This window comes from Pantoea sp. DY-15 (assembly GCF_019795935.1).
Classification (GTDB): Bacteria; Pseudomonadota; Gammaproteobacteria; order Enterobacterales; family Enterobacteriaceae; genus Pantoea; species Pantoea leporis.
Window position 1 is genome coordinate 502576 of record NZ_JAIMIF010000004.1, and the last position, 22605, is coordinate 525180.

General features: G+C 57.3%; 20 protein-coding genes and 1 pseudogene. 10 read left to right on the forward strand and 11 right to left on the reverse strand.

Annotation, left to right across the window (positions count from 1 at the left end):
• Positions 1–86: 86 nt before the first annotated feature.
• The 4 genes and pseudogenes from acnB to K5Y32_RS17425 all read left to right on the forward strand — a co-directional run bounded on the left by acnB (position 87) and on the right by K5Y32_RS17425 (position 4113).
• Positions 87–2684: a bifunctional aconitate hydratase 2/2-methylisocitrate dehydratase gene (gene acnB / locus K5Y32_RS17410; RefSeq protein WP_101762089.1), complete on the forward strand. Its 2598-nt coding sequence runs from the start codon at positions 87–89 to the stop codon at positions 2682–2684.
• A 170-nt stretch (positions 2685–2854) separates the two neighbouring features.
• Positions 2855–3217, forward strand: a complete 363-nt coding sequence (yacL, locus tag K5Y32_RS17415; protein WP_101762088.1) for a protein YacL — start codon at positions 2855–2857, stop codon at positions 3215–3217.
• A 41-nt stretch (positions 3218–3258) separates the two neighbouring features.
• Positions 3259–3345, forward strand: a pseudogene (locus K5Y32_RS17420) (hypothetical protein); the annotation flags it as partial.
• Positions 3346–3351: 6 nt separating this feature from the next.
• Positions 3352–4113 carry a DeoR/GlpR family DNA-binding transcription regulator gene (locus K5Y32_RS17425; RefSeq protein WP_101762081.1) on the forward strand — a complete coding sequence of 254 codons (762 nt, stop codon included), beginning with the start codon at positions 3352–3354 and terminating at the stop codon, positions 4111–4113.
• A 182-nt stretch (positions 4114–4295) separates the two neighbouring features.
• Here the strand turns inward: K5Y32_RS17425 and K5Y32_RS17430 are convergent, their stop codons facing one another.
• Positions 4296–4643 (reverse strand): YacC family pilotin-like protein, encoded by a 348-nt coding sequence (locus K5Y32_RS17430; protein ID WP_007888732.1) that lies wholly within the window; start codon positions 4641–4643, stop codon positions 4296–4298.
• Positions 4644–4820: 177 nt separating this feature from the next.
• Here K5Y32_RS17430 and cueO point away from each other — a divergent pair, with 177 nt between their 5' ends.
• Entirely contained in the window at positions 4821–6410 is a 1590-nt protein-coding gene (gene cueO / locus K5Y32_RS17435) for a multicopper oxidase CueO (RefSeq protein ID WP_222185284.1), read from the forward strand.
• Here cueO and K5Y32_RS17440 read toward each other — a convergent pair.
• Complete coding sequence (locus tag K5Y32_RS17440) at positions 6403–7692, reverse strand: cystathionine gamma-synthase family protein (protein ID WP_222185285.1); 1290 nt, start codon at positions 7690–7692, stop codon at positions 6403–6405. The two genes, cueO and K5Y32_RS17440, sit on opposite strands and share 8 nt — an antisense overlap.
• A gap of 165 nt (positions 7693–7857) precedes the next feature.
• On the opposite strand from K5Y32_RS17440, the gene hpt reads away from it, so the two are divergent.
• From hpt to K5Y32_RS17455, 3 genes are all read left to right on the forward strand, one after another.
• Positions 7858–8394, forward strand: coding sequence for a hypoxanthine phosphoribosyltransferase (gene hpt / locus K5Y32_RS17445; protein WP_222185286.1), 537 nt, complete (start codon positions 7858–7860; stop codon positions 8392–8394).
• A 192-nt stretch (positions 8395–8586) separates the two neighbouring features.
• On the forward strand, positions 8587–9513 hold the full coding sequence (locus tag K5Y32_RS17450) for an ABC transporter ATP-binding protein (protein WP_008108526.1): 927 nt from the start codon (positions 8587–8589) through the stop codon (positions 9511–9513).
• Positions 9510–10280 (forward strand): ABC transporter permease, encoded by a 771-nt coding sequence (locus tag K5Y32_RS17455; protein WP_101762076.1) that lies wholly within the window; start codon positions 9510–9512, stop codon positions 10278–10280. Before K5Y32_RS17450 ends, K5Y32_RS17455 begins: the two co-directional genes overlap by 4 nt.
• Positions 10281–10363: 83 nt before the next feature.
• On the opposite strand, the gene panD is transcribed toward K5Y32_RS17455, so the two are convergent.
• From panD to thpR, 9 genes are all read right to left on the reverse strand, one after another.
• A complete protein-coding gene (panD, locus tag K5Y32_RS17460) occupies positions 10364–10744 on the reverse strand; it encodes an aspartate 1-decarboxylase (RefSeq protein WP_007888760.1) in 381 nt (126 codons plus the stop codon).
• Between the two features lie 41 nt (positions 10745–10785).
• Complete coding sequence (gene panC / locus K5Y32_RS17465; RefSeq protein ID WP_222185287.1) at positions 10786–11640, reverse strand: pantoate--beta-alanine ligase; 855 nt, start codon at positions 11638–11640, stop codon at positions 10786–10788.
• Between the two features lie 15 nt (positions 11641–11655).
• Positions 11656–12450, reverse strand: coding sequence for a 3-methyl-2-oxobutanoate hydroxymethyltransferase (panB, locus tag K5Y32_RS17470; protein WP_222185288.1), 795 nt, complete (start codon positions 12448–12450; stop codon positions 11656–11658).
• Positions 12451–12492: 42 nt separating this feature from the next.
• A complete protein-coding gene (folK, locus tag K5Y32_RS17475; protein WP_222185289.1) occupies positions 12493–12978 on the reverse strand; it encodes a 2-amino-4-hydroxy-6-hydroxymethyldihydropteridine diphosphokinase in 486 nt (161 codons plus the stop codon).
• Positions 12975–14387 (reverse strand): polynucleotide adenylyltransferase PcnB, encoded by a 1413-nt coding sequence (gene pcnB / locus K5Y32_RS17480; RefSeq protein WP_206098210.1) that lies wholly within the window; start codon positions 14385–14387, stop codon positions 12975–12977. The genes folK and pcnB overlap by 4 nt, the downstream gene beginning before the upstream one ends.
• A 38-nt stretch (positions 14388–14425) precedes the next feature.
• Positions 14426–15355, reverse strand: a complete 930-nt coding sequence (gene gluQRS / locus K5Y32_RS17485) for a tRNA glutamyl-Q(34) synthetase GluQRS (protein WP_222185290.1) — start codon at positions 15353–15355, stop codon at positions 14426–14428.
• Positions 15356–15425: 70 nt separating this feature from the next.
• Positions 15426–15881 (reverse strand): RNA polymerase-binding protein DksA, encoded by a 456-nt coding sequence (dksA, locus tag K5Y32_RS17490; protein WP_007888770.1) that lies wholly within the window; start codon positions 15879–15881, stop codon positions 15426–15428.
• Positions 15882–16126: 245 nt separating this feature from the next.
• Positions 16127–16831 carry a DNA/RNA nuclease SfsA gene (gene sfsA, locus K5Y32_RS17495; RefSeq protein WP_101762065.1) on the reverse strand — a complete coding sequence of 235 codons (705 nt, stop codon included), beginning with the start codon at positions 16829–16831 and terminating at the stop codon, positions 16127–16129.
• On the reverse strand, positions 16832–17371 hold the full coding sequence (gene thpR, locus K5Y32_RS17500) for an RNA 2',3'-cyclic phosphodiesterase (RefSeq protein ID WP_222185314.1): 540 nt from the start codon (positions 17369–17371) through the stop codon (positions 16832–16834). It abuts the gene before it with no gap.
• 36 nt (positions 17372–17407) lie between these two features.
• Between thpR and hrpB the strand changes: the two genes are divergently transcribed.
• Together hrpB and mrcB are read left to right on the forward strand one after the other, a co-directional pair.
• Entirely contained in the window at positions 17408–19882 is a 2475-nt protein-coding gene (gene hrpB, locus K5Y32_RS17505; RefSeq protein ID WP_222185291.1) for an ATP-dependent helicase HrpB, read from the forward strand.
• A 98-nt stretch (positions 19883–19980) separates the two neighbouring features.
• Positions 19981–22524 carry a bifunctional glycosyl transferase/transpeptidase gene (gene mrcB / locus K5Y32_RS17510; protein WP_101762062.1) on the forward strand — a complete coding sequence of 848 codons (2544 nt, stop codon included), beginning with the start codon at positions 19981–19983 and terminating at the stop codon, positions 22522–22524.
• Positions 22525–22605 lie beyond the last annotated feature (81 nt).

The following is a 22605-nucleotide window of genomic DNA, read 5'->3' on the forward strand; positions in this document are numbered from 1 at the left end:
CACGCGGAACCGGGCACCTCACCCTACTGTTCGACAGCATCAAGGGGTGCACCGGAAAGCTATACAATGAGAGCGAGGAGAACGTCGTGCTAGAAGAATACCGTAAGCACGTTGCCGAGCGTGCTGCCCAGGGAATCGTACCTAAGCCGTTAGATGCTTCCCAAATGGCCGCGCTGGTTGAACTGCTGAAAAACCCGCCAGCGGGTGAAGAAGAATTCCTGACCGACCTGTTGGTCAACCGTGTCCCACCAGGTGTTGATGAAGCGGCGTACGTAAAAGCCGGTTTCCTGGCAGCTGTCACTAAGGGCGAAGCCCACTCTCCTCTGGTTACTCGCGAAAAAGCCGTTGAGCTGCTGGGCACCATGCAGGGCGGTTATAACATCCATGCGCTGATTGAAGCGCTAGAAGATGAAGCCTTAGCACCGATTGCTGCTGAAGCCCTGTCTCACACGCTGCTGATGTTCGATAACTTCTACGATGTCGAAGAGAAAGCCAAAGCGGGTAACCCACACGCGAAAAAAATTATCCAGTCCTGGGCCGATGCCGAATGGTTCCTGAAGCGTCCAAAACTGGCTGAAAAAATCACCACCACCGTGTTCAAAGTGACCGGCGAAACCAACACCGACGACCTCTCTCCGGCGCCGGATGCATGGTCACGTCCGGATATTCCACTGCACGCGCTGGCAATGCTGAAAAACGCCCGTGAAGGCATCGAACCCGACGATGCTGGTAACATTGGCCCGATCAAACAGATCGAAGCACTGCAGACCAAAGGCTTCCCGCTGACCTACGTCGGCGACGTGGTCGGTACCGGTTCTTCACGTAAATCCGCCACCAACTCGGTGCTGTGGTTTATGGGCGACGATATTCCTTACGTGCCGAACAAGAAGGGCGGCGGTCTGTGCCTCGGCGGTAAAATCGCTCCTATCTTCTTCAACACCATGGAAGATGCTGGCGCCTTGCCGATCGAGCTTGACGTTGATCGTCTGAACATGGGCGATGTCATCGACGTTTACCCGTACAAAGGCGAAGTGCGCAATCACGAAACCGACGAATTGCTGGCGACCTTCGAGCTGAAGACCGACGTGCTGCTGGACGAAGTCCGTGCTGGCGGTCGTATTCCGCTGATCATCGGTCGTGGCCTGACCACCAAAGCGCGCGAATCGCTGGGTCTGCCGCATAGCGATGTGTTCGTGCAAGCCAAAGATGTGGCTGTTAGCACCCGCGGTTACTCGCTGGCGCAGAAAATGGTTGGCCGCGCGTGCGGCGTAGAGGGGGTCCGTCCGGGCTCATACTGCGAACCAAAAATGACCTCTGTCGGTTCTCAGGACACCACCGGTCCAATGACCCGTGATGAACTGAAAGACCTGGCGTGCCTCGGCTTCTCCGCTGACCTGGTGATGCAGTCATTCTGCCACACCGCCGCCTATCCGAAGCCGGTTGACGTGACCACGCACCATACGCTGCCAGACTTCATCATGAACCGTGGCGGCGTGTCGCTGCGTCCGGGCGATGGCGTTATCCACAGCTGGCTGAACCGTATGCTGCTGCCAGATACCGTGGGTACCGGCGGTGACTCACACACCCGTTTCCCAATCGGTATTTCCTTCCCGGCAGGTTCTGGTCTGGTGGCGTTTGCTGCTGCGACGGGCGTGATGCCGCTGGATATGCCGGAATCGGTGCTGGTGCGCTTCAAAGGCGAAATGCAGCCGGGTATCACCCTGCGCGATCTGGTACACGCCATCCCGCTGTATGCGATCAAAGCTGGCTTGCTGACCGTTGAGAAGAAAGGGAAGAAAAACATCTTCTCTGGCCGCGTGCTGGAAATCGAAGGTCTACCGAAACTGAAAGTTGAGCAGGCATTTGAGCTGACCGATGCCTCGGCTGAGCGTTCTGCTGCCGGCTGTACTATTAAGCTGGATAAAGAGCCAATCATCGAGTATCTCAACTCGAACATCGTGCTGCTGAAGTGGATGATCTCGGAAGGCTACGGCGATCGTCGTACGCTGGAGCGCCGCATTGAAGGCATGCAGAAATGGCTGGCCGATCCGCAACTGCTGGAAGGCGATGCGGATGCTGAGTACGCGGCGGTGATCGATATCGATCTGGCCGAGATCAAAGAGCCAATTCTGTGCGCACCGAACGATCCAGATGACGCGCGTTGGTTGTCTGACGTGCAGGGCGAGAAGATTGACGAAGTGTTCATCGGTTCGTGCATGACCAACATCGGTCACTTCCGCGCGGCCGGTAAGCTGCTGGATGCCCATAAAGGCCAACTGCCAACACGTCTGTGGGTTGCGCCGCCAACCAAAATGGACGCCGCACAGCTGACCGAAGAGGGCTATTACAGCGTCTTTGGTAAGAGCGGTGCGCGTATCGAAATTCCAGGCTGTTCACTGTGCATGGGTAACCAGGCGCGTGTGGCAGACGGCGCGACGGTGGTTTCCACCTCAACCCGTAACTTCCCGAACCGTCTGGGTACCGGTGCGAACGTCTTCCTGGCGTCAGCGGAACTGGCGGCGGTCGCTTCGCTGCTTGGCAAGCTGCCAACGCCGGACGAGTATCAACAGTTCATGCTGCAGGTTGATAAAACCGCGGCTGACACGTATCGCTACCTCAACTTTGATCAGCTGGGACAATACACTGACAAAGCCGACACAGTGATCTTCCAGACTGCCGTTTAATCGGTTATCGGGATGAACAAGGGGACGATGAAAATCGTCCCTTTTTTTATGCCCTTTTTTCCGCTGACATCTCCAGGCATAATGCGAGCGCGATCCCACTTTATTCAGCGTGCTGCGCACAAAATGCACTAACACTGTGCTGCACAGCGCGTCATCAGTATGAGGCAATCATGGAATATGAATTTCTGCGTGATTTGACCGGTCAGGTCAAAGTGCGTATGTCGATGGACCACGAAGCGGTGGGGCACTGGTTCAACGAAGAGGTCAAAGACAATCTGCCGTTGCTGGATGAGGTTGAGGCCGCCGCCCAACAGGTGAAAGGCACCATCAATCAGTGGCAGCGTGTCGGGCATGAGTACACGCTGTGGCTGGATGATGAAGAGGTGATGATTCGTGCCAACCAGCTGGCGCTGGAAGATGACGGCATGGAAGAGGGCATGACTTATTACGACGAAGAGAGCCTCTCTTTCTGTGGCGTCGACGATTTTCTCGCAGTGATTGCCGCTTATCGGCTGTTTATTGCCGGTAAATAACAGCTGTACTCAGATTATGATAGACGTGGATAAGCACCTCTGGCACCACGTTTGATATCGCCTGGACAGGTAAAGCGAACTCTGCGAGCATGGCGATCTCCATTAAACTCGCGATGCAGCTTGCATAGGGAAAGATGAAGGGACAAAGCCGTCTCGACCAGATTATGGATTATCTGAAGAGCCATAATTTGGTCACTGTTGAACAACTGGTGAGCGCGATTTCTGCCTCGCCAGCGACGATCCGCCGCGATCTGATCAAGCTGGATAAAGAAGGCGTTATCAGCCGCAGCCATGGCGGCGTTACGCTGAATCGCTTTATCCCCAATCAGCCGACCACGCTGGAGAAGATGCAGCGTAATCTCGCCGAGAAGCAGGCCATCGCGCAGTTTGCCGCCAGCTACGTGCAGTCGGGTGATGCGGTGGTGCTGGATGCCGGCACCACCATGCTGGAGCTGGCGCGCCAGCTGACGCACCTCAAGCTGCGGGTCATCACCGCCGATCTGCATATCGCGCTGTTTCTGTCGGAGTTTAAGCAAATCGAAACCACCATTATTGGTGGACGTATCGACGATTCCAGCCAGTCGTGCATTGGCGAACACGGTCGCCGTTTGCTGCGCAGCATCAATCCTGATATTGCCTTTGTCAGCTGCAACTCGTGGAGCATCGAACGCGGGATTACCACGCCAACCGAAGAGAAAGCCGGATTGAAGATGGATCTGCTGGCCAACGCGCGCCGCCGCGTTCTGCTGGCTGACAGCAGTAAATACGGTTCATGGTCGCTGTATTGCGCCGCGCCGATTGATAGCCTGACCGATGTGGTAACGGATGCCCGTCTGGATGAAGCGGTGTGCCGCGACCTGCGCGAGCGTGGTATTGGCTTGGAGTTGACGGTTTAGATTTAGATTGAGATTGTGCTGGCTGTCCCCCATCCCTGCCTTCCCCCGCCAGCGGGGGAAGGAGACGCTGCCACATGCAACCTCAGAGCCGCATATTGCAGCATCTTCCTCCCCCACTTGTGGGGGAGGACCGAGGAGGGGGACAGCAAGCACCATTCGAGGAGGGGGACAGCGGGCAATGATTACTTAACGTAAGCCAGCAAACTCAACGAATCGCGCGCCAGCGACTTACACTTCTTGTCGTTAGTGATGGCGATACCGCTCAAATCCTTGTAGCTCTCTTCACCCAGCGATTTCATGTTGTAATTGCTGTAGTTGCTTAAATCCCAACGGTTCTGTTGGGCAAAAAACACCAGCGCTTTACGAATCTGTGCGTCCGGCAAATCCTGATAGCCACAATCGTTCTTGAGATAAACGAACACGGCGGTGAGGTCGGCCAGATCTTCTGCTTCGGATTCGCTCAGGGCAAAACTGGTGGAGGAGAAGCCAAGGAGTCCCGCCAGCAGCAGGATCTTGATGCTTTTCGTCATAATCATTCTCAACAAGGGACAATTTATTGACGTTAGCACAGTTATTGCCGGTATTCCGCTAAATTTGCCCTTTCGGGCCATTCCCACCAATTTTATCAGTGCAATCTGTTTCAGGGCTTGACCCTCCCGCAGGGTAAAGGTTTACGCTGTGCCCTTATTCACGACAAGGATAAGAATATGCAACGTCGTCATTTTCTAAAGTTGACTGCCGCACTCAGCGCCGCCGGTGCGCTGCCGCTGTGGAGCCGCTCACTAATGGCCGCCACGCGCCCATTATTACCGATTCCCTCCATTTTGCAGCCTGATGCCCGCGGGCAATACACCTTGACTGCCATGACCGGTAGCAGCCAATGGAATGGCAAAGCGGTGCCTACCTGGGGATACAACGGTGGATTGCTCGGACCCGCGCTGCGTCTGCAACGCGAAAAAGCCGTCACGGTGAACATCCATAACCAGCTGCCGGAAGCCACCACCTTGCACTGGCACGGGCTGGAGATCCCCGGCGATGTTGATGGCGGCCCGCAAGGGATTATTGCGCCCGGCGCGACGCGTCAGGTCAGTTTCACCCCTGATCAACCCGCAGCGACCTGCTGGTTCCATCCGCATCACCACGGCAAAACCGGTTATCAGGTGGCGCAAGGTCTCGCTGGTTTGGTGCTGCTGGAAGATGAAGCGTCCGGCAAGCTGCGTCTTCCGATGCAGTGGGGCGAAGACGATGTGCCGCTGATTTTCCAGGATAAGCAGCTGAACAAAGCGGGAACGCAAATCGATTATCAGCTCGATATCATGCGTGCCGCCGTCGGCTGGTTTGGCGATCTGATGCTCACCAACGGCGTGCAATATCCGCAGCATGCGGTGCCACGCGGCTGGCTGCGTCTGCGTTTGCTTAACGGCTGTAACGCGCGTTCGCTGCACATTGCCACTAGCGATCAACGTCCGCTGTATGTGATTGGCAGCGACGGCGGATTGCTGGCCGAGCCGGTGAAAGTCGATAGCTTGCCGCTGCTGCCGGGCGAGCGTTTTGAAGTGCTGGTGGATACGTCAGATGGCAAAGCTTTCGACGTGGTGACGCTGCCGGTGACGCAGATGGGCATGACGCTGGCGCCGTTCGATCAACCGCTGCCGCTGGTCAACATTCTGCCGCTGCGCGTGATGGCCAGCGGAACGCTGCCGGACAAGTTGGTGGATCTGCCGCCCATTCCAGCCACCGAAGGCCTGCAAAGCCGCTGGCTGCAGCTGATGATGGATCCGCAGCTTGATCAGCAAGGCATGCAAGCGCTGATGGATCGTTACGGCGATAAAGCCATGGGCGGCATGAAAATGGATCATGGCAGCATGGCGATGAGTGATAGCACGAAGCCGATGGATCATGGCGAGATGGCGATGGATCACGGCAGCCACGGCAAAACTGTCGCCTATGATTTCCATAACGGCAACAAGATCAACGGCCAGGCATTTAACATGACCAAGCCGATGTTCAACATGGAATTGGGCAAAGTCGAGAAGTGGACGATTTCCGGTGAAGGCGATCACATGCTGCATCCGTTCCATATTCATGGCACGCAGTTCCGCATCCTGTCCGAAAACGGCAAACCGCCTGCGCCACATCGCGCAGGCTGGAAAGACATCGTCAGCGTTAACGGCTGGCGCAGCGAAGTGTTGGTGCGCTTCAACTATGTCGCCAACGCCGACAATGCGTACATGGCGCATTGCCATCTGCTGGAGCATGAAGATACCGGCATGATGCTCGGTTTTAGCGTCAGTTAACCGACGCCTCCAGCGCCAGGCGCATATCTTCAATCAGGTCGTCAGGATGTTCGATACCAATCGACAAGCGCACGGTCGCATCGGTGATGCCAATACGCTGTCGTACATCCTGCGGCACGCCCGAATGGGTGGTGCTGGCAGGATGGCTGGCGAGCGACTCGGTGCCGCCGAGGCTCACTGCCAGCTTGAACAGTTCCAGCGTATTAAGGAAACGGAACGCCGCCGCTTGCCCGCCACGAATATCAAACGAGAAAGTTGAACCCGCGCCGCTGCACTGGCGCTGATACGTTTTGCCCGCCGGACTTTCAGCCGCCAGATACGGCAGCCAATGCAGTTTTTCCACCTGCGGATGATCGCGTAAAAACGCCGCCACTTTTTCGGCATTGCTGGTGGCTTTCTCCATACGCAACGACAGCGTTTCCAGCGAGCGGCCAATCATCCAGCTGGAGTGCGGATCCAGCTGCGTACCGATGGCGCTGCGCAGTGAGCGCACTTTGCCGACCAGCGCTTTGCTACCCAGCACCGCACCGGCAATCAGATCCGAATGGCCGCCGACATATTTGGTCAGTGAATAGAGCGACAAATCTGCGCCATGCAGCAATGGCTGCTGAAAAACCGGCCCGAGCAGCGTGTTATCGCAGGCGAGAATCGGCCGTGAACCTTGCTGCTGCGCAATCACATCCGCCACTTGCTGCATCAACTGGATGTCCACCAAACTGTTGGTGGGATTGGCGGGCGTTTCAATCAGAATCAGCGCCACGCGTCCGCGCTGCCACGCCAGCTTCGCCGCTTCATGCACCTTATCTTCATCGGTGCCATCGCTGAAACCCACCGCTTTAATCTCCAAATCGTGCAGCGTTTTGCTCAGCAGCGTTTCGGTGCCGCCGTACAGCGGCTGGGAATGCAGAATCACTTCACCCGGACGCGCAAACGTCAGCAGCGTGGTGGCAATCGCCGACATGCCGGAGGAGAACAGCGCCGCACTTTCCGCGCCTTCATACACCGCCAGCCGATCCTCAACGATTTCGCTGTTCGGATGGTTGAAGCGTGAATAGACCAGTCCGCCACTTTTGCCTTCCGGCGGCTGCTTGCGCCCGGCGACGAAATCGAAAAAGTCCTGCCCCTCTTCGGCGCTGTTAAACACAAAGGTGGAGGTGAGAAACACCGGCGGTTTCACCGCGCCTTCTGATAACTGCGGATCGTAACCGTAATTCAGCATCTGCGTTTCCGGGTGCAGCTCGCGCGTACCAATCTTGGTTTTTTTACTGGATGAAGCGGTCATAGGAACTCCAGAACTCGGCGGTAAAGGGGCGGACGTGTTCCTACAGTTAACGCCAGCGCGATAAATTTCGCTACGGAATCGTTTGCGTTCTGTGCGCGGCGTTAGACGCTGGCTCGACTATGATAGACTTCGTGGCTTTCCAAAAACCGTAACTGGACGCATGCAATGAAACATACCGTCGACGTGATGATCTCCGAGCAAGAGATCGCAACCCGAATTGCCGAACTGGGCAAGCAGATCAACGAGCACTACCGCGACAGCGGCAGCGAAATGGTGCTGGTGGGTTTGCTGCGCGGCTCCTTTATGTTTATGGCCGATTTGTGCCGCGCCATCGACGTGCCGCATGAAGTCGATTTTATGACTGCGTCAAGCTACGGCAGCGGCATGTCGAGCAGCCGCGATGTGAAAATCCTCAAAGATCTTGATGAAGATATTCGTGGCAAGGATGTGCTGATCGTGGAAGACATCATCGATTCCGGCAACACGCTGAGCAAAGTGCGTGAAATCCTGCGCCTGCGCGAGCCAAAGTCATTGGCGATTTGTACCTTGCTGGATAAGCCAGAGCGTCGCGAAGTGGACGTCACCGTCGAATTCGTTGGCTTTACCATTCCCGATGAGTTCGTGGTCGGCTTTGGTATCGATTACGCCCAGCGCTATCGCCATCTGCCGTATATCGGCAAAGTTATCCCGACCGGTGAATAACCGCACAATCGTCCAAGGCTAAACTTCCTCGCCTGCGATACACTGCGCAGCCCGTAAGCCAACGGTTTATGGGCTGGCTCGACTCTCTGCTAAACTCCATTGATTTCTTAATGTTAATGACCGCGACATCGCTCGTGCGCATTATCATTTTCATAGGCCTTTGATGTCTCTACAACAAGGTATGGATTCGCAATGACATATGCACTGGAAATTTCCGGGCTGACCAAAACCTATCCCGGCGGCGTACAGGCGCTGAAAGGACTCGATCTCAACGTGGAAGCGGGCGACTTTTACGCCTTGCTGGGGCCAAACGGCGCCGGTAAATCCACCACCATCGGTATTATCAGCTCGTTAGTGAATAAAACCGGCGGCAGCGTGCGCGTGTTTGGTTACGACCTGCAAAAAGACGTGGTCAACGCCAAGCGCCAGCTCGGTCTGGTGCCGCAGGAGTTCAACTTCAACCCGTTTGAAACCGTAATGCAGATCGTGGTCAATCAGGCTGGTTATTACGGTGTTGAACGCGCTGAAGCTAATAAACGCGCGGAAAAATACCTCAATCAGCTCGACCTGTGGGGTAAACGCAACGAACGTGCGCGCATGCTTTCGGGCGGTATGAAGCGCCGCCTGATGATCGCGCGTGCGCTGATGCATGAGCCGAAGCTGCTGATCCTCGACGAACCGACCGCCGGCGTAGATATCGAACTGCGCCGTTCGATGTGGAGCTTCCTGAAAGAGCTGAATATCAAAGGCACCACCATTATCCTCACCACGCACTATCTGGAAGAGGCGGAAATGCTGTGCCGCAATATCGGTATTATTCAGAGCGGCGAGCTGGTGGAGAACACCTCGATGAAAGGGTTGCTCTCCAAGCTGCAATCCGAAACCTTTATTCTCGATCTGGCACCGCGCAGCCCGCTGCCGCAGCTGGAAGGCTTCCAGTATCGACTGGTCGATACCTCGACGCTGGAAGTGGAAGTGATGCGTGAGCAAGGTCTGAACAGCGTGTTCAGCCAGCTGAGCGCGCAAGGCGTGCAGGTGCTGAGCATGCGCAATAAAGCTAACCGCCTTGAGGAGCTGTTCGTCAGCCTGACACAGGGAAAAACAGGAGTGAAAGCATGACGCACTTGTATTGGGTGGCGCTCAAGAGCATCTGGAGCAAAGAGATCAACCGCTTCGCCCGCATCTGGATTCAGACGCTGGTGCCGCCGGTGATCACCATGACGCTCTACTTCATCATCTTCGGCAACCTGATCGGTTCACGCATCGGCGATATGCACGGTTTCAGCTACATGCAGTTTATCGTGCCGGGCCTGATCATGATGGCGGTGATCACCAACGCTTACGCCAACGTGGCGTCGTCGTTCTTTAGCGCCAAATTCCAGCGCAACATTGAAGAGCTGCTGGTAGCGCCGGTGCCAACGCACATCATCATCGCCGGTTATGTCGGCGGCGGCGTGGCGCGCGGCGTGTGCGTGGGGATTTTGGTTACCGCGATTTCGCTGTTCTTCGTACCGTTCCACGTGCATTCATGGTCAATGGTGGCGCTGACGCTGCTGCTGACGGCGATTCTGTTCTCGCTGGCGGGCCTGCTGAATGCGGTATTCGCACGCACTTTTGACGATATCAGCCTGATTCCCACCTTTGTGCTGACGCCGTTAACCTACCTCGGCGGCGTGTTCTATTCGCTGACGCTGCTGCCGCCGTTCTGGCAAGCGGTGTCGAAGCTGAATCCGGTGGTGTATATGATTAGCGGCTTCCGTTACGGTTTCCTCGGCATCAACGATGTGCCGCTGGTGTTCACGCTGTCGGTGTTGATCGCCTTTATCGTGGTGTTTTATGTGCTGGTGTATTCGCTGATTCAGCGTGGGCGCGGGTTGCGGACGTAGGTTTTAGTGCGGCGTTTAAGAAGGTCGCCATGAATGGCGACCCTACGATAACAAGGGCGGGATTTAATCCCGCCCTTGTTGTATCAGGCCACCTGAACCGGCAACGCTTTGGCGAGGCGCTTCATTTCGTTATCGCCTTCGAAGTAGGCGACTTTCGGCTGCCAGCTGCGCGCGACTTCATCTTCGACCTGCACGTAAGAGCAGATGATCATGATATCGCCAGCGCAGGCGCAGCGCGCGGCGGCACCGTTGACTGAGATGATCTTCGAGCCACGTTCAGCGGCAATCGCGTAAGTGGAAAAACGCTGGCCGTTGGTGACGTTGTAGATGTCGATGGCTTCATATTGCAGAATGCCGGATGCGTCGAGGAAATCCTGGTCAATGGCGCAGGAACCTTCGTAATGCAAATCTGCCTGAGTGACTTTAACGCGATGCAGTTTGCCTTGAAGTACGGTGCGAATCATAACTGTCTAACCTTGTTAAGCTGCCAATAAACGACGGAAAACTACTCCGTCAGATCCACTTGCTGATTATCAATCAGACGCGCATTGCCGAGCCATGCGGCCATCAAAATCACCGCGCGCTGGCTGTCCACGTTCAGTGCTTGTAGGGTTTCGGCATCGCAAATCGCCAGTCCATCCGGACGGAAACCCTTCTCACGCAACGCCACTTCCGCTTGCTCGATAATCTCTTCGACATGACGCTCGCCGTTGCTCAGACGTGCGGCCATGCTGTTCATCACCTGGCTGAGACCGGCCGCGATGTTACGCTCGTCGGCGGTGAGATAGCCATTGCGCGAACTCAGCGCCAGACCATCTTTCGCGCGCACCGTTGGCACGCCCACAATCTCAATATCGAAGCCCATATCCGCCACCATCTTGCGGATGATCGCCAGCTGCTGGAAATCCTTCTCGCCAAAGCAGGCGATGTCAGGCTGCACCAGATTAAACAGTTTGCTGACGATGGTGGAGACGCCACGGAAATGTCCCGGACGGCTGGCACCTTCCAGCAGCGATGATAAACCCGGCACTTCCACGAAGGTTTGGCTATCCAGGCCTTTCGGATAGACATCCGCGGGCGCGGGTGCGAACACCAGATCCACGCTATGACGATTTAGCTTCTCGCAGTCGTCCTGCAGCGTGCGCGGATAGCGCGCCAGATCGTCGGGACGATCAAACTGCATCGGATTGACGAAAATCGATACCACCACCACATCGGCGCGCTCGCGCGCTTCATCAACCAGCGTAAGATGACCGTCGTGCAGGTTGCCCATAGTGGGCACCAGCGCGATACGTTTACCTGCCTGACGCCAGCGACGAATCTCACGACGCAGCATCGGCAGTGTTTCAATGATCAGCACTGCAAATCTCCTGATTTACTGGAAACTGTGTTCAGCGGCTGGATAGAGGCCCGCTTCAACGTCGGCGATATATTGGCGAATCGCCGCACGAATGTCGCCGGTTTCTGCGAGGAAATTTTTGGCAAATTTGGGAATGTGACCGCCGGTAATGCCAAAGGCGTCGTGCATCACCAGAATCTGGCCGTCAGTGACGTTGCCCGCGCCGATGCCGATCACCGGCACCGACAGCGCTTTGGTCACGCGTTCCGCCAGCGCCACCGGCACGCACTCCAGCACCAGCAGCTGCATACCGGCGGCTTCCAGCGCCAGCGCATCGGCCAGCAGACGTTCAGCGGCAGCTTCATCGCGGCCCTGCACTTTGTAGCCACCGAAGATGTTCACCGACTGCGGCGTCAGGCCCAGATGACCGCACACCGGGACGGCGCGCTCGGTTAGCATTCGCACGGTTTCCGCCAGCCACTCGCCGCCTTCCAGCTTCACCAGATTGGCGCCCGCGCGCATCAGCTGTGCGGCGTTGTTGAAGGTCTGTTCCGGCGTGGCGTAACTCATAAACGGCAGATCGGCCATCAGCAGCGCCAGCGGCGCGCCACGGCGCACGGCGGCGGTGTGATAGGCGATATCATCCACGGTGACCGGCAAGGTTGATTCGTGGCCCTGCACGGTCATGCCGAGCGAATCGCCAATCAGCATTACCTGAATGCCTTCATCGGCAAACAAGCGGGCAAAACTGAAGTCGTACGCCGTCAGCGTGGCAAATTTGCGGCCGCTGGTTTTGAGCTGGCGTAAATGGGAGAGGGTTGTTGGTTTCATCACACGCTCCAGAGTTTTCTGATGCGCGCAGTGTACTACGGCTTACTCAGACCACAAACGGATAGCGCTGCGATCCAGGGTGGCAAGAATCACAGATAAGGCTTGTCCATTCGGCAGCGACACTTGCGGGGCAATTTCCAGCAGCGGCACCAGCATAAAGGCGCGATTGTGCATGTCGTAATGCGGCACGGTCAGGCGCGGCGTGTTAATGGTGGCGTCGCCAAACAGCATGATATCGAGATCCAGCGTGCGCGGTCCCCAGCGTTCAGCTTTGCGCACGCGACCGTGTTCCAGCTCAATGCGCTGGGTATGATCGAGCAGCGCGTCGGCGTCCAGCGCGGTTTTCAGCGCCACTACCGCATTAAGGTAATCAGGCTGATCCGGCGGGCCGTACGGCGGTGTGCGATACAGGGAAGATGTGGCGATGCGCGAGGTGTGCGGAATGGCATCGAGCGCGGCCAACGCTGCATCAACCTGATGCAGCGGATCGGCCAGATTACTACCTAAAGCGAGGTAAACGCGGGTCATTGCGGACTGTTTGTGCGAGGCCCGGTTGGACGGCGACGCGGACGGCGCGGTTTACGGCGCGGGGCCGGATCGTCGCCCAGCGTGGTCATCATGGTTTTCTGCTGCACCGGTGCCGCCGCCTGGAACTCGCCCCACCAATGCGTCAGCTTTTGCAGCTCAGGATTGTTTTCCACGTCGGCACGCAGCGCCATCAAATCGTAAGCGGCACGGAACTTAGGATGCTCCATCAGCTTCCACGCACGTTTGCCGTGACGACGCGACATGCGCAGCTGCAGCTGCCAGATATCACGAATCAGCGTGGTGATACGTTTGGGAATCGCCAGCGCGCGGCAGGCTTCATCCAGCGTTTCGTTCATCGACAAGGCGAAAGCATCGTAATAGGTTAGGCCGCTTTCCTGCGCAATACGTTCGGCGGATTCCAGCTGCGGATACCAGAACATTGCGGCAAACAGAAAGGCCGGATTGACGCGCATATCATTTTGCAGGCGGGTATCCGTATTTTTCAGAACCTGCGCCAGCATACGTTCCATCAGGCTGTCGCTTTCGGCGGTGAAACCGCGCGTCAGCATCGGGAACAGCGGCTGGAACAGCTGATATTCACGCATCATCTGATAGGTGCGGTAGCCGTAACCGGCCTGCAGCAGCTTGAGCGACTCTTCAAACATGCGCGCCGGCGGAATGTCATTCAGCAGCGTCGCCAGACGCGGGATCGGCTCGGCAGTTTCTGCCGCGATACGCATCTGCAGCTTGGCGGCGAAGCGCACCACGCGCAGCATGCGCACCGGATCTTCGCGATAGCGCGTTTCCGGATCGCCAATCATACGAATGATGCCTTCGTGCAGATCGTGCAAGCCACCGACGTAATCACGTACGGTGAAATCGGCCACGCTGTAATAGAGGCTGTTGATGGTGAGATCGCGGCGCTGGGCATCGTCTTCAATGCTGCCGAAAATGTTGTCGCGCAGCAGCATGCCGTTCTGGCCGCGCTGCGAGCTGTTGCGATCTTCTTCGCTCTCTTCATGATGATGACCACGGAAGGTGGCGACTTCGATCACTTCCGGACCGAACATCACATGTGCCAGACGAAAACGACGACCAACCAAACGGCAGTTGCGGAACAGCTTACGCATCTGTTCAGGCGTGGCGTTGGTGGTGATATCAAAGTCTTTCGGCTTGCTGCCGAGCAGCAAATCGCGCACGCCGCCGCCAACAAGGTAGGCTTCGAATCCGGCTTTGTTCAGGCGATAGAGCACTTTGAGGGCGTTTTCGCTGATATCTTTGCGTGAGATGTTGTGGCTTTCTCGTGGAATGACAGTCATCTGACCAGGACTTTCAGCTTCCACCTCTTCAGGCGCCTCCTCATCACGCTTGAGGACTCTCCGGCAAAAATTAGCGACTCGGGTAAAAATGGGACACCTCGACAGTGAGAAAAAGGGTGTTAATAAAATCAGCGGCTAATCATAGCCTGTTGAGAACCATTTAGGAATGGTGATGTCGTTTCATCCTCTTTAAGACCGTTCTGCAACGGAATCAGGCGGATATTCCACTGCGCGACCGCCTGTTTCAACAGGCTTTCCAGCGATTCATCCTGCCAGCCTGACGAAACCGGCTGGCCAAGAAAGCGCAACGCTTGCACCAACAGTGGCCGCGCATCACCATCGGGCAGCGCGGGCGCATGATTCTGCTTGGAAAGCTTGTTGCCATCGCGATTAACCGCCAGCGGCAAATGCAGGTAATCCGGCACCGGCCAGGTAAACTGCTGATACAGCGCAATCTGGCGCACCGTTGGCTCAATTAAATCCGCGCCGCGCACGATTTCCGTCACGCCCTGAAAATGATCATCAACCACCACCGCGAGGTTGTAGGCAAAAAGCCCATCACGGCGATGGATAATAAAATCTTCCTGCGCCAGCTGCGCTTCAGCCTGCAAATGGCCGCGTAGGCGATCGTCAAAGCCGTTAACCGGCGCATGTTGACGCAGACGCAGCGCGGCGTTGTCCGGCGGCAGTTGCAAATCGCGGCAGTGACCATCGTAAAAACCGCCCAGCTGCTGGATGCGGCTGCGCGTGCAGGTGCAGAAGTAACTTTGTCGATGGGTTTGCAGCCAGCTCAGCGCGGCGCGATAGGCATCGTGGCGCTGTGACTGCCACAAAACGTCGCCATCCCAGTAAAGACCATAATGTTCCAGCTGCTGCAAAATACGCGTTGCGGCACCGGGAACTTCACGCGGGGGATCAATATCTTCGATGCGCACCAGCCAGCGTCCCTGTTGCGCGCGCGCACTCAGGTAGCTGCCTAACGCAGCAATCAGCGAACCAAAATGGAGGTCACCAGAAGGAGAGGGAGCGAAACGCCCAATGCAGTTTGAAGGATTCATAACGAAGTGTACCGCACGTCGGGAAAACAGGGATTTTCCCGGCTGTGCGGTAGCAATTTGCTTACGGCCATTAGCCAGCCATCTGCTTCTCGCGGATTTCTGCCAGCGTTTTGCAGTCAATGCAGAGATCGGCAGTCGGACGCGCTTCAAGGCGGCGAATACCAATTTCTACACCGCAGGAGTCGCAGTAACCGAAATCGTCGTCATCCACTTTCTTGAGCGTTTTCTCAATCTTTTTAATGAGTTTGCGCTCACGATCGCGGTTACGCAATTCCAGGCTGAACTCTTCTTCCTGCGCAGCACGGTCGACCGGATCCGGGAAGTTGGCAGCTTCGTCCTGCATATGTGACACAGTGCGATCTACTTCATCCCGAAGTTGGTTGCGCCAGGCTTCCAGAATCTTACGGAAATGGCCTAGCTGGGCGTCGTTCATATACTCTTCGCCCGGTTTCACCTGATACGGCTCCACTCCAGCGATGGCGAGGATACTCAGGGACGATGTTTTACGGTTTTGCCCTTCTTGCATGTTGTTTCTCCTGGATAACACGCACTTCCCTAGATACGTCAAGTTGCATGTGTTGACTGTGTGCCTGCAACCTAAACGATTTAGGGCTTATCGATTCCCATAAAGGGAAAAAAACAGGCCGCTATAAATAGCAGAAGCAATCAAGGTTGGCAATTATTCCTGACCACTACTTGACAAGCCTCTGAACAATCGCGTATTCAGCGCCTCGCCCAGAACATTCCTATCACACCAAATTGCTTTAAATATTACAACGCTACGTTAATCGGTTGCGTAAGTAATATCTTTAACGGTGAAATTTGAGCTTGATACGCCAAAACTTCCACACCACCACGCTGCGCCTGTTCCAGTAGTTCTGCGTAGTGCACGTCGATATGGCGTGCCGGGGAAACGTCCTCAATCCCCGTATGCAGAACTGCGAACAACAAAACGGCTCGATGACCTTCTGCCACGATGGTGCTCAATTCGCGCAGATGTTTCTGTCCACGAGCCGTCACCGCATCCGGAAAATAGCCTTTACCTGCCTGTAAAAGGGTGACGGACTTGACTTCAATATAGCAGTTGGATCGGCCATCCGCTTGCAGCAGGAAGTCAATTCGGCTTTTTTCCGTGCCGTATTTCACTTCAGGCTGGCAGCGGCTGTAAGCGGATAATTCCGGAATCGTGTCGAGCGTCAGCGCCTCGCGCACCAGCTGATTGGCGCGCAGCGTATTCACGCAGATCCAATGGCCTTGTTGGGTCTCGGTGAGTTCCCAACTGTGCGGATATTTCCGCGTGGCACTGCTGGACGTCGAATACCACACGGTATCGCCCGGCGTGGCGCAGCCGGTCATCGCGCCGGTATTGGCGCAGTGAATGGTCAGCGTTTCACCTTCTGGCGTAACTACATCGGCTAAAAAGCGTTTGTAACGGGCAATCAAGCGGGCGGGTTTAAGCGGTGGGTCGAACTCCATTTACTCTCCTGTGGATGATAGTAGCGGCCAGCGGGCCAGCGCCTGATAACGTGTGCGGCCGCGCGTTACGTTCGAAGTGAACAGCGCAAAATGGCGGATATCGGTGTGCCAGTGAAAACCGCGCGGCGGCAGCGCGATCTGTGACGCTGCTTGGCGCAACAGCGTGACGTGCGGATGAAACGGCTGCGGGCTCTGTGCGCAGCCATGACGTGCGGCTTGTGCGCGCAGCAGGCTGGCGAGCTGCAGTAATCCGCGCGGCGCCCGCTGACAACCGAGCCACACCACGCCGGGACGCGGCCAGTGACCGGCGTCATCCAAATCGAGGGCAAAACCGGGCTGTTCGATGCGTGAGGCCAGCCGCTGCAGCTTGCGTGACGTCTCATCGCTGACCTCGCCGAGAAACGCCAGCGTCAGGTGCAGGTTAGCCGCCGCCACCGGTTTCCCGGCTTCGGCAGCAAAATTATCCGCGCGCCACTGCACCAACTGTTGCTGGAGCGGAGCGGGCAGTTCAAGAGCAAAAAACAGACGTTGCGTTGCCAGGTTGGCCTCCGGTAATCCGCGCCTCAGAGTGCTACAATGCGCGCCATCTTAGCACAGGCATTTTGGGAGTTGAGTTTGAGTGAGTTACCGGTAAGCGAGGTGCTGCCTGCGTTGCTGGACGCGCTGGCGCAGTCGCCGCAGGTGTTGCTGGCGGCGCCGACCGGCGCAGGTAAATCGACCTGGCTGCCGTTACAACTGCTGCAACACGCCCCATTGCCCGGCCGCATCATCATGCTGGAGCCGCGCCGACTGGCGGCACGCAACGTGGCGCAGCGTCTGGCAGAACAGCTTGGCGAGCAGCCGGGCGGCATCGTTGGCTATCGCATGCGCGGTGAAAACTGCTGCGGTGCCAACACGCGCCTCGAAGTGGTCACCGAAGGCATTTTGACGCGCATGTTGCAGCGCGATCCGATGCTGGAAGGCGTCTCGCTGGTGATCCTCGATGAATTCCATGAACGCAGCCTGCAGGCCGATCTCGCGCTGGCGCTGCTGCTCGATGTGCAGCAAGGATTGCGCGACGATCTGAAAATTCTGCTGATGTCTGCCACGCTCGATAATCAGCGTTTGCGTCAGCTGCTGCCGGATGCGCCCTTTGTGGTCTCTGAGGGCCGCAGTTTCCCGGTCACGCGCCGCTATGCTTCGCTCAACAGCCAGCAACGTTTTGAAGAAGCGGTAGCGCGCGAGGTGGCGCAATTGCTGCGCGAAGAGTCAGGATCGCTGCTGCTGTTCCTGCCCGGCGTGGCGGAGATCGAACGGGTTAAGCGCGAGCTGGAAGCGCGGGTCAGTGACGAGGTGGATCTTTCTCCTTTATATGGCGCGCTGTCGCTGGAGGCGCAACGCCGCGCCATCCTGCCGTCTCCGGCGGGCCGCCGAAAAGTGGTGCTGGCGACCAACATCGCCGAAACCAGCTTGACCATCGAAGGTATCCGCTTAGTGGTCGATAGCGCGCTGGAGCGCTCGGCGCAGTTTGACGTGCGCAGCGGCGTGACGCGGCTGCAAACGCAGCGTATCAGCCAGGCGTCGATGACGCAGCGCGCCGGTCGTGCTGGTCGTCTGGAACCTGGCATCTGCCTGCACTTACTGCCACAAGAGCAGGCGCTGCGTGCGGCGGCGCAGAGTGAACCGGAAATTCTCAATAGCGATTTGACCTCGCTGCAGATCGATCTGCTGCAATGGGGATGTCAGAATGCGTCGCAGCTTATGTGGCTTGACGCGCCGCCGCCGCGCAACGTGCGTGCGGCGTGCGAGCGGTTAACCCAGCTAGGCGCGCTGGAGAATCACCAGCTCAACGCGCGCGGTCGAAAAATGGCCGCGCTGGGCAGCGATCCGCGCCTGAGCGCGATTCTGGTGGCCGCCGGGCAAAACAACGATGCCATCGCCAGCGCCGCGCTGCTGGTGGCGATTCTTGAAGATCCGCCACGCAGCGGCAGCGCCGATCTGCGTGATGCGCTTAACCATCCGCAGTCGCACTGGCAGCGCCGCGCGCGTCAGTGGCAGAAGCGCCTCAACGCCAGCGGCGGCACCATTAATCCCGACCTGTTCCCGCAGCTGCTGGCCGCCGGTTTTGCCGATCGTCTGGCGCAGCGTCGTGGCGACAGCGCGCGCTATCAGCTGGCGAACGGCATTGGCGCGATGCTCAACGAGCAGGATGGTTTGAGCCGCTATGAGTGGCTAATTGCACCGACACTGCTGCAGGGCGCCAGCGCCGCCGATGCGCGTATGTTACTGGCGCTGCCGGTGGATATCGACGCGCTGCGCCGCGAATGCCCCACCTTAATTGAGCAGCGTACCGATGTGGAGTGGGACGAAGAGAAAGGCACCTTGCGCGCGTGGAAACGCGAACTGATCGGCGCGCTGGTCCTAAAAGCGCAGCCGCAGGCACGCCCGGAGGCGGAAATATTGCATCCGGCGATGCTGCGCTGGATCCGCGAAAAAGGATTGTCGGTGCTGGGCTGGAAAGAAGACGCCGAACAGCTACGCTTGCGGGTGCACTGTGCCGCGCAGTGGCTGCCGGAAGAGGCGTGGCCGGCGCTGGACGATGAAAGCCTGCTCGATACGCTTGAAAGCTGGCTGCTGCCGGAGATGAGCGCGGTACGCGATCTGAAAGGATTGCAGAGCATCAACCTTGTCAGCGCATTATTACATTTGCTGACATGGTCACAACGTCAGCGGCTGGATACTGTGCTGCCAACTCATTACACTGTGCCGACCGGAAGCCGCCTGCCGATCCGCTACGATGCAGAGAAGCCACCCGCGCTGGCGGTGCGGATTCAGGAGATGTTTGGCGAAGCACAGAACCCGGCGGTGGCCGATGGCCGCGTACCGCTGGTGTTAGAGCTGCTCTCGCCCGCGCATCGTCCGCTGCAGATCACCCGTGACCTCGCGGCGTTCTGGCGTGGTGCGTATCCCGAAGTGCAGAAAGAGATGAAAGGGCGCTATCCAAAGCATCCGTGGCCGGACGATCCGGCCAACGCCTTACCCACAAGGCGGACCAAGAAATTTTCATCGTGAAACGCCGTGGATCGAATTCAGAGGGTTCTGCCATGCGTCGCATGAGAAAGCAGTTAGAGTAACGGCCGCCGCCGTAGCAATACCTGGAGAATAAAAGCATGTCTGGGAACGATCGCGAACCTATCGGGCGCAAAGGAAAAGCGCCAAAGCCGCCGCGCAGCAGTGCGCGGCGGGGTCGCCGCAGGGAACTTGATGATGATATCGATCAGGACGATTTTGACGAAGAAGATGAGGAGAGTGGACCGGTGCCACCAAAAAGTAAAAAACGTCCGCCACGCGGCAAACGTCGCTGGTTGGGCTGGTTGATTAAACTCTTCCTGGTCTTTGTGGTGGTGATGGCCGCCTGGGGCGTCTATCTCGACTCGGAAATCCGCAGCCGCATCGACGGTAAAGTGTGGCAACTGCCTGCTGCCGTTTATGGCCGCATGGTCAGCCTCGAACCGGGCATGTCGTACGACAAAAAAGAGATGATTGCGCTGCTGGAAGGCACGCAGTATCGCGAAGTGTCGCGCATTACCCGTCCGGGCGAGTTTAGCGTCAAAGGCAACACCATTGATCTGCTGCGCCGTCCGTTTGATTTCCCGGACAGCAAAGAGGGGCAGATCAACGCGCGCCTGACCTTTAGCAACAATGAGCTGAGCGAGATTAAAAACCTCGATACCGGCCGCGATTTTGGCTTCTTCCGCCTCGATCCGCGCCTGATCACCATGTTGCAGTCGCCGAACGGTGAACAGCGCCTGTTCGTGCCGCGCGCCGGCTTCCCGGATCTGCTGGTTAGCACCTTGATCGCCACCGAAGACCGCCACTTCTACGAGCACGACGGCATTAGCCCGTACTCAATTGGTCGTGCGTTCCTCGCCAACATCACCGCCGGTAAAGCGGTGCAGGGCGGCAGTACGCTGACGCAGCAGCTGGTGAAAAACCTGTTCCTCACCAACGAGCGTTCGCTGTGGCGTAAAGCGCGTGAAGCCTATATGGCGGTGATCATGGATGCGCGCTACAGCAAAGATCGCATCCTCGAGCTGTATCTCAACGAGGTGTATCTCGGCCAGACCGGCAACGATCAGATCCGCGGCTTCCCGCTGGCGAGTCTTTACTACTTCGGTCGTCCGGTGGATGAGCTGAGCCTCGATCAGCAGGCGATGCTGGTCGGCATGGTGAAAGGCGCGTCGCTGTACAATCCGTGGCGTAACCCGAAACTGGCGCTGGAGCGACGTAATCTGGTGCTGCGTTTGTTGCAGCAGCAGAACGTCATCGATCAGGAACTGTATGACATGCTGTCGGCGCGTCCGCTTGGCGTGCAGCCGAAAGGCGGTGTGATCACGCCTCAGCCAGCGTTTATGCAGATGGTGCGTAACGAGCTGCAGGCCAAGCTCGGCGACAAAATGAAAGATCTCTCCGGCGTGAAGATTTTCACCACGCTGGATGCGATTTCGCAGGATGCCGCCGAGAAAGCGGTAATTGAAGGCATTCCAACGCTGAAAAAACAGCGTGGCCTGAAAGATCTGGAAACCGCGATGGTGGTGGTTGACCGCTTCAGCGGTGAAGTACGCGCCATGGTCGGCGGTGCCGATCCGCAGTTTGCCGGTTACAACCGCGCGCTGCAGGCACGTCGTTCGATTGGCTCGCTAGCAAAACCGGCCACCTATCTTACCGCGCTGAGCCAGCCGAACAGCTATCGCCTCAACAGCTGGATCGCCGATGAGCCGATTGCGCTGAAACAACCGAACGGCACCATCTGGAAACCGATGAATGACGATCGTCGTTTCAGCGGCAAAGTGATGCTGGTGGATGCGCTAACCAACTCGATGAACGTGCCAACCGTCAACCTCGGTATGACGCTGGGACTGGATGCGGTTGTCGATACCTGGAACAAGCTCGGCGTGCCGAAAGATCAGCTGCATCCGGTGCCGTCAATGCTTCTCGGTGCGCTGAACCTGACGCCGATTGAAGTGGCGCAGGCGTTCCAGTCGATCGCCAGCGGCGGTAACCGCGCTGAGCTGTCGGCGGTACGTTCGGTGATTGCGGAAGATGGCACGGTGCTGTATCAGAGCTATCCGCAGGCGCAGCGTGTTGAACCGGCGCAGGCGGCGTATCTGACGCTCTACACCATGCAGCAGGTCGCCGATCACGGTACTGCGCGTGCGCTGGGTGCGCGTTATCCTAAAGCGCATCTGGCTGGCAAAACCGGTACCACCAATGACCTGATCGATAGCTGGTTCGCCGGTATTGATGGCAAAGAAGTGGCGATTACCTGGGTTGGCCGCGATAACAACCAAACCTCGAAGCTGTACGGTGCCAGCGGTGCAATGCAGCTTTATCGTCGCTATCTCGACAACCAGGCGCCAATGCCGCTGGTGCTGACGCCGCCGGAAGATATCACGCAGATGAATATCGATTCTGCCGGTAACTTTATCTGCGGTACGGGCAGCAGCACATGGCGTTCGTTGCCAGTGTGGTCGCTGGATCCGAACGCGCTGTGTCAGCAGCAGCAAGAGCAGGTTCAGCAACAACAGCAGCAGTTGCAGCAGCAACAAGAGCAGCAACAGCAACAGCAGCAACAACAGCAGCAGCCACAGAATGAGCAGAAAGATTCTGACGGCGTGGCGGGTTGGATTAAAGATATGTTCGGCAGCAAATAAGTTGCTGAGAAAACACAGGGCGCTGCGGCGCCCTTTTTCATGCCTGCATTTTCGTTAAGCACGATCATGGATATACGCGAT

Excerpts from the sequence above, each read along its gene's own strand:
- yacL (WP_101762088.1), top strand. The coding sequence starts at position 2,855 with ATGGAATATGAATTTCTGCGTGATTTGACCGGTCAGGTCAAAGTGCGT.
- K5Y32_RS17425 (WP_101762081.1), top strand. The coding sequence starts at position 3,352 with ATGAAGGGACAAAGCCGTCTCGACCAGATTATGGATTATCTGAAGAGC.
- K5Y32_RS17430 (WP_007888732.1), bottom strand. The coding sequence starts at position 4,643 with ATGACGAAAAGCATCAAGATCCTGCTGCTGGCGGGACTCCTTGGCTTC.
- cueO (WP_222185284.1), top strand. The coding sequence starts at position 4,821 with ATGCAACGTCGTCATTTTCTAAAGTTGACTGCCGCACTCAGCGCCGCC.
- K5Y32_RS17440 (WP_222185285.1), bottom strand. The coding sequence starts at position 7,692 with ATGACCGCTTCATCCAGTAAAAAAACCAAGATTGGTACGCGCGAGCTG.
- hpt (WP_222185286.1), top strand. The coding sequence starts at position 7,858 with ATGAAACATACCGTCGACGTGATGATCTCCGAGCAAGAGATCGCAACC.
- K5Y32_RS17450 (WP_008108526.1), top strand. The coding sequence starts at position 8,587 with ATGACATATGCACTGGAAATTTCCGGGCTGACCAAAACCTATCCCGGC.
- K5Y32_RS17455 (WP_101762076.1), top strand. The coding sequence starts at position 9,510 with ATGACGCACTTGTATTGGGTGGCGCTCAAGAGCATCTGGAGCAAAGAG.
- panD (WP_007888760.1), bottom strand. The coding sequence starts at position 10,744 with ATGATTCGCACCGTACTTCAAGGCAAACTGCATCGCGTTAAAGTCACT.
- panB (WP_222185288.1), bottom strand. The coding sequence starts at position 12,450 with ATGAAACCAACAACCCTCTCCCATTTACGCCAGCTCAAAACCAGCGGC.
- folK (WP_222185289.1), bottom strand. The coding sequence starts at position 12,978 with ATGACCCGCGTTTACCTCGCTTTAGGTAGTAATCTGGCCGATCCGCTG.
- gluQRS (WP_222185290.1), bottom strand. The coding sequence starts at position 15,355 with ATGAATCCTTCAAACTGCATTGGGCGTTTCGCTCCCTCTCCTTCTGGT.
- dksA (WP_007888770.1), bottom strand. The coding sequence starts at position 15,881 with ATGCAAGAAGGGCAAAACCGTAAAACATCGTCCCTGAGTATCCTCGCC.
- sfsA (WP_101762065.1), bottom strand. The coding sequence starts at position 16,831 with ATGGAGTTCGACCCACCGCTTAAACCCGCCCGCTTGATTGCCCGTTAC.
- hrpB (WP_222185291.1), top strand. The coding sequence starts at position 17,408 with ATGCGCGCCATCTTAGCACAGGCATTTTGGGAGTTGAGTTTGAGTGAG.
- mrcB (WP_101762062.1), top strand. The coding sequence starts at position 19,981 with ATGTCTGGGAACGATCGCGAACCTATCGGGCGCAAAGGAAAAGCGCCA.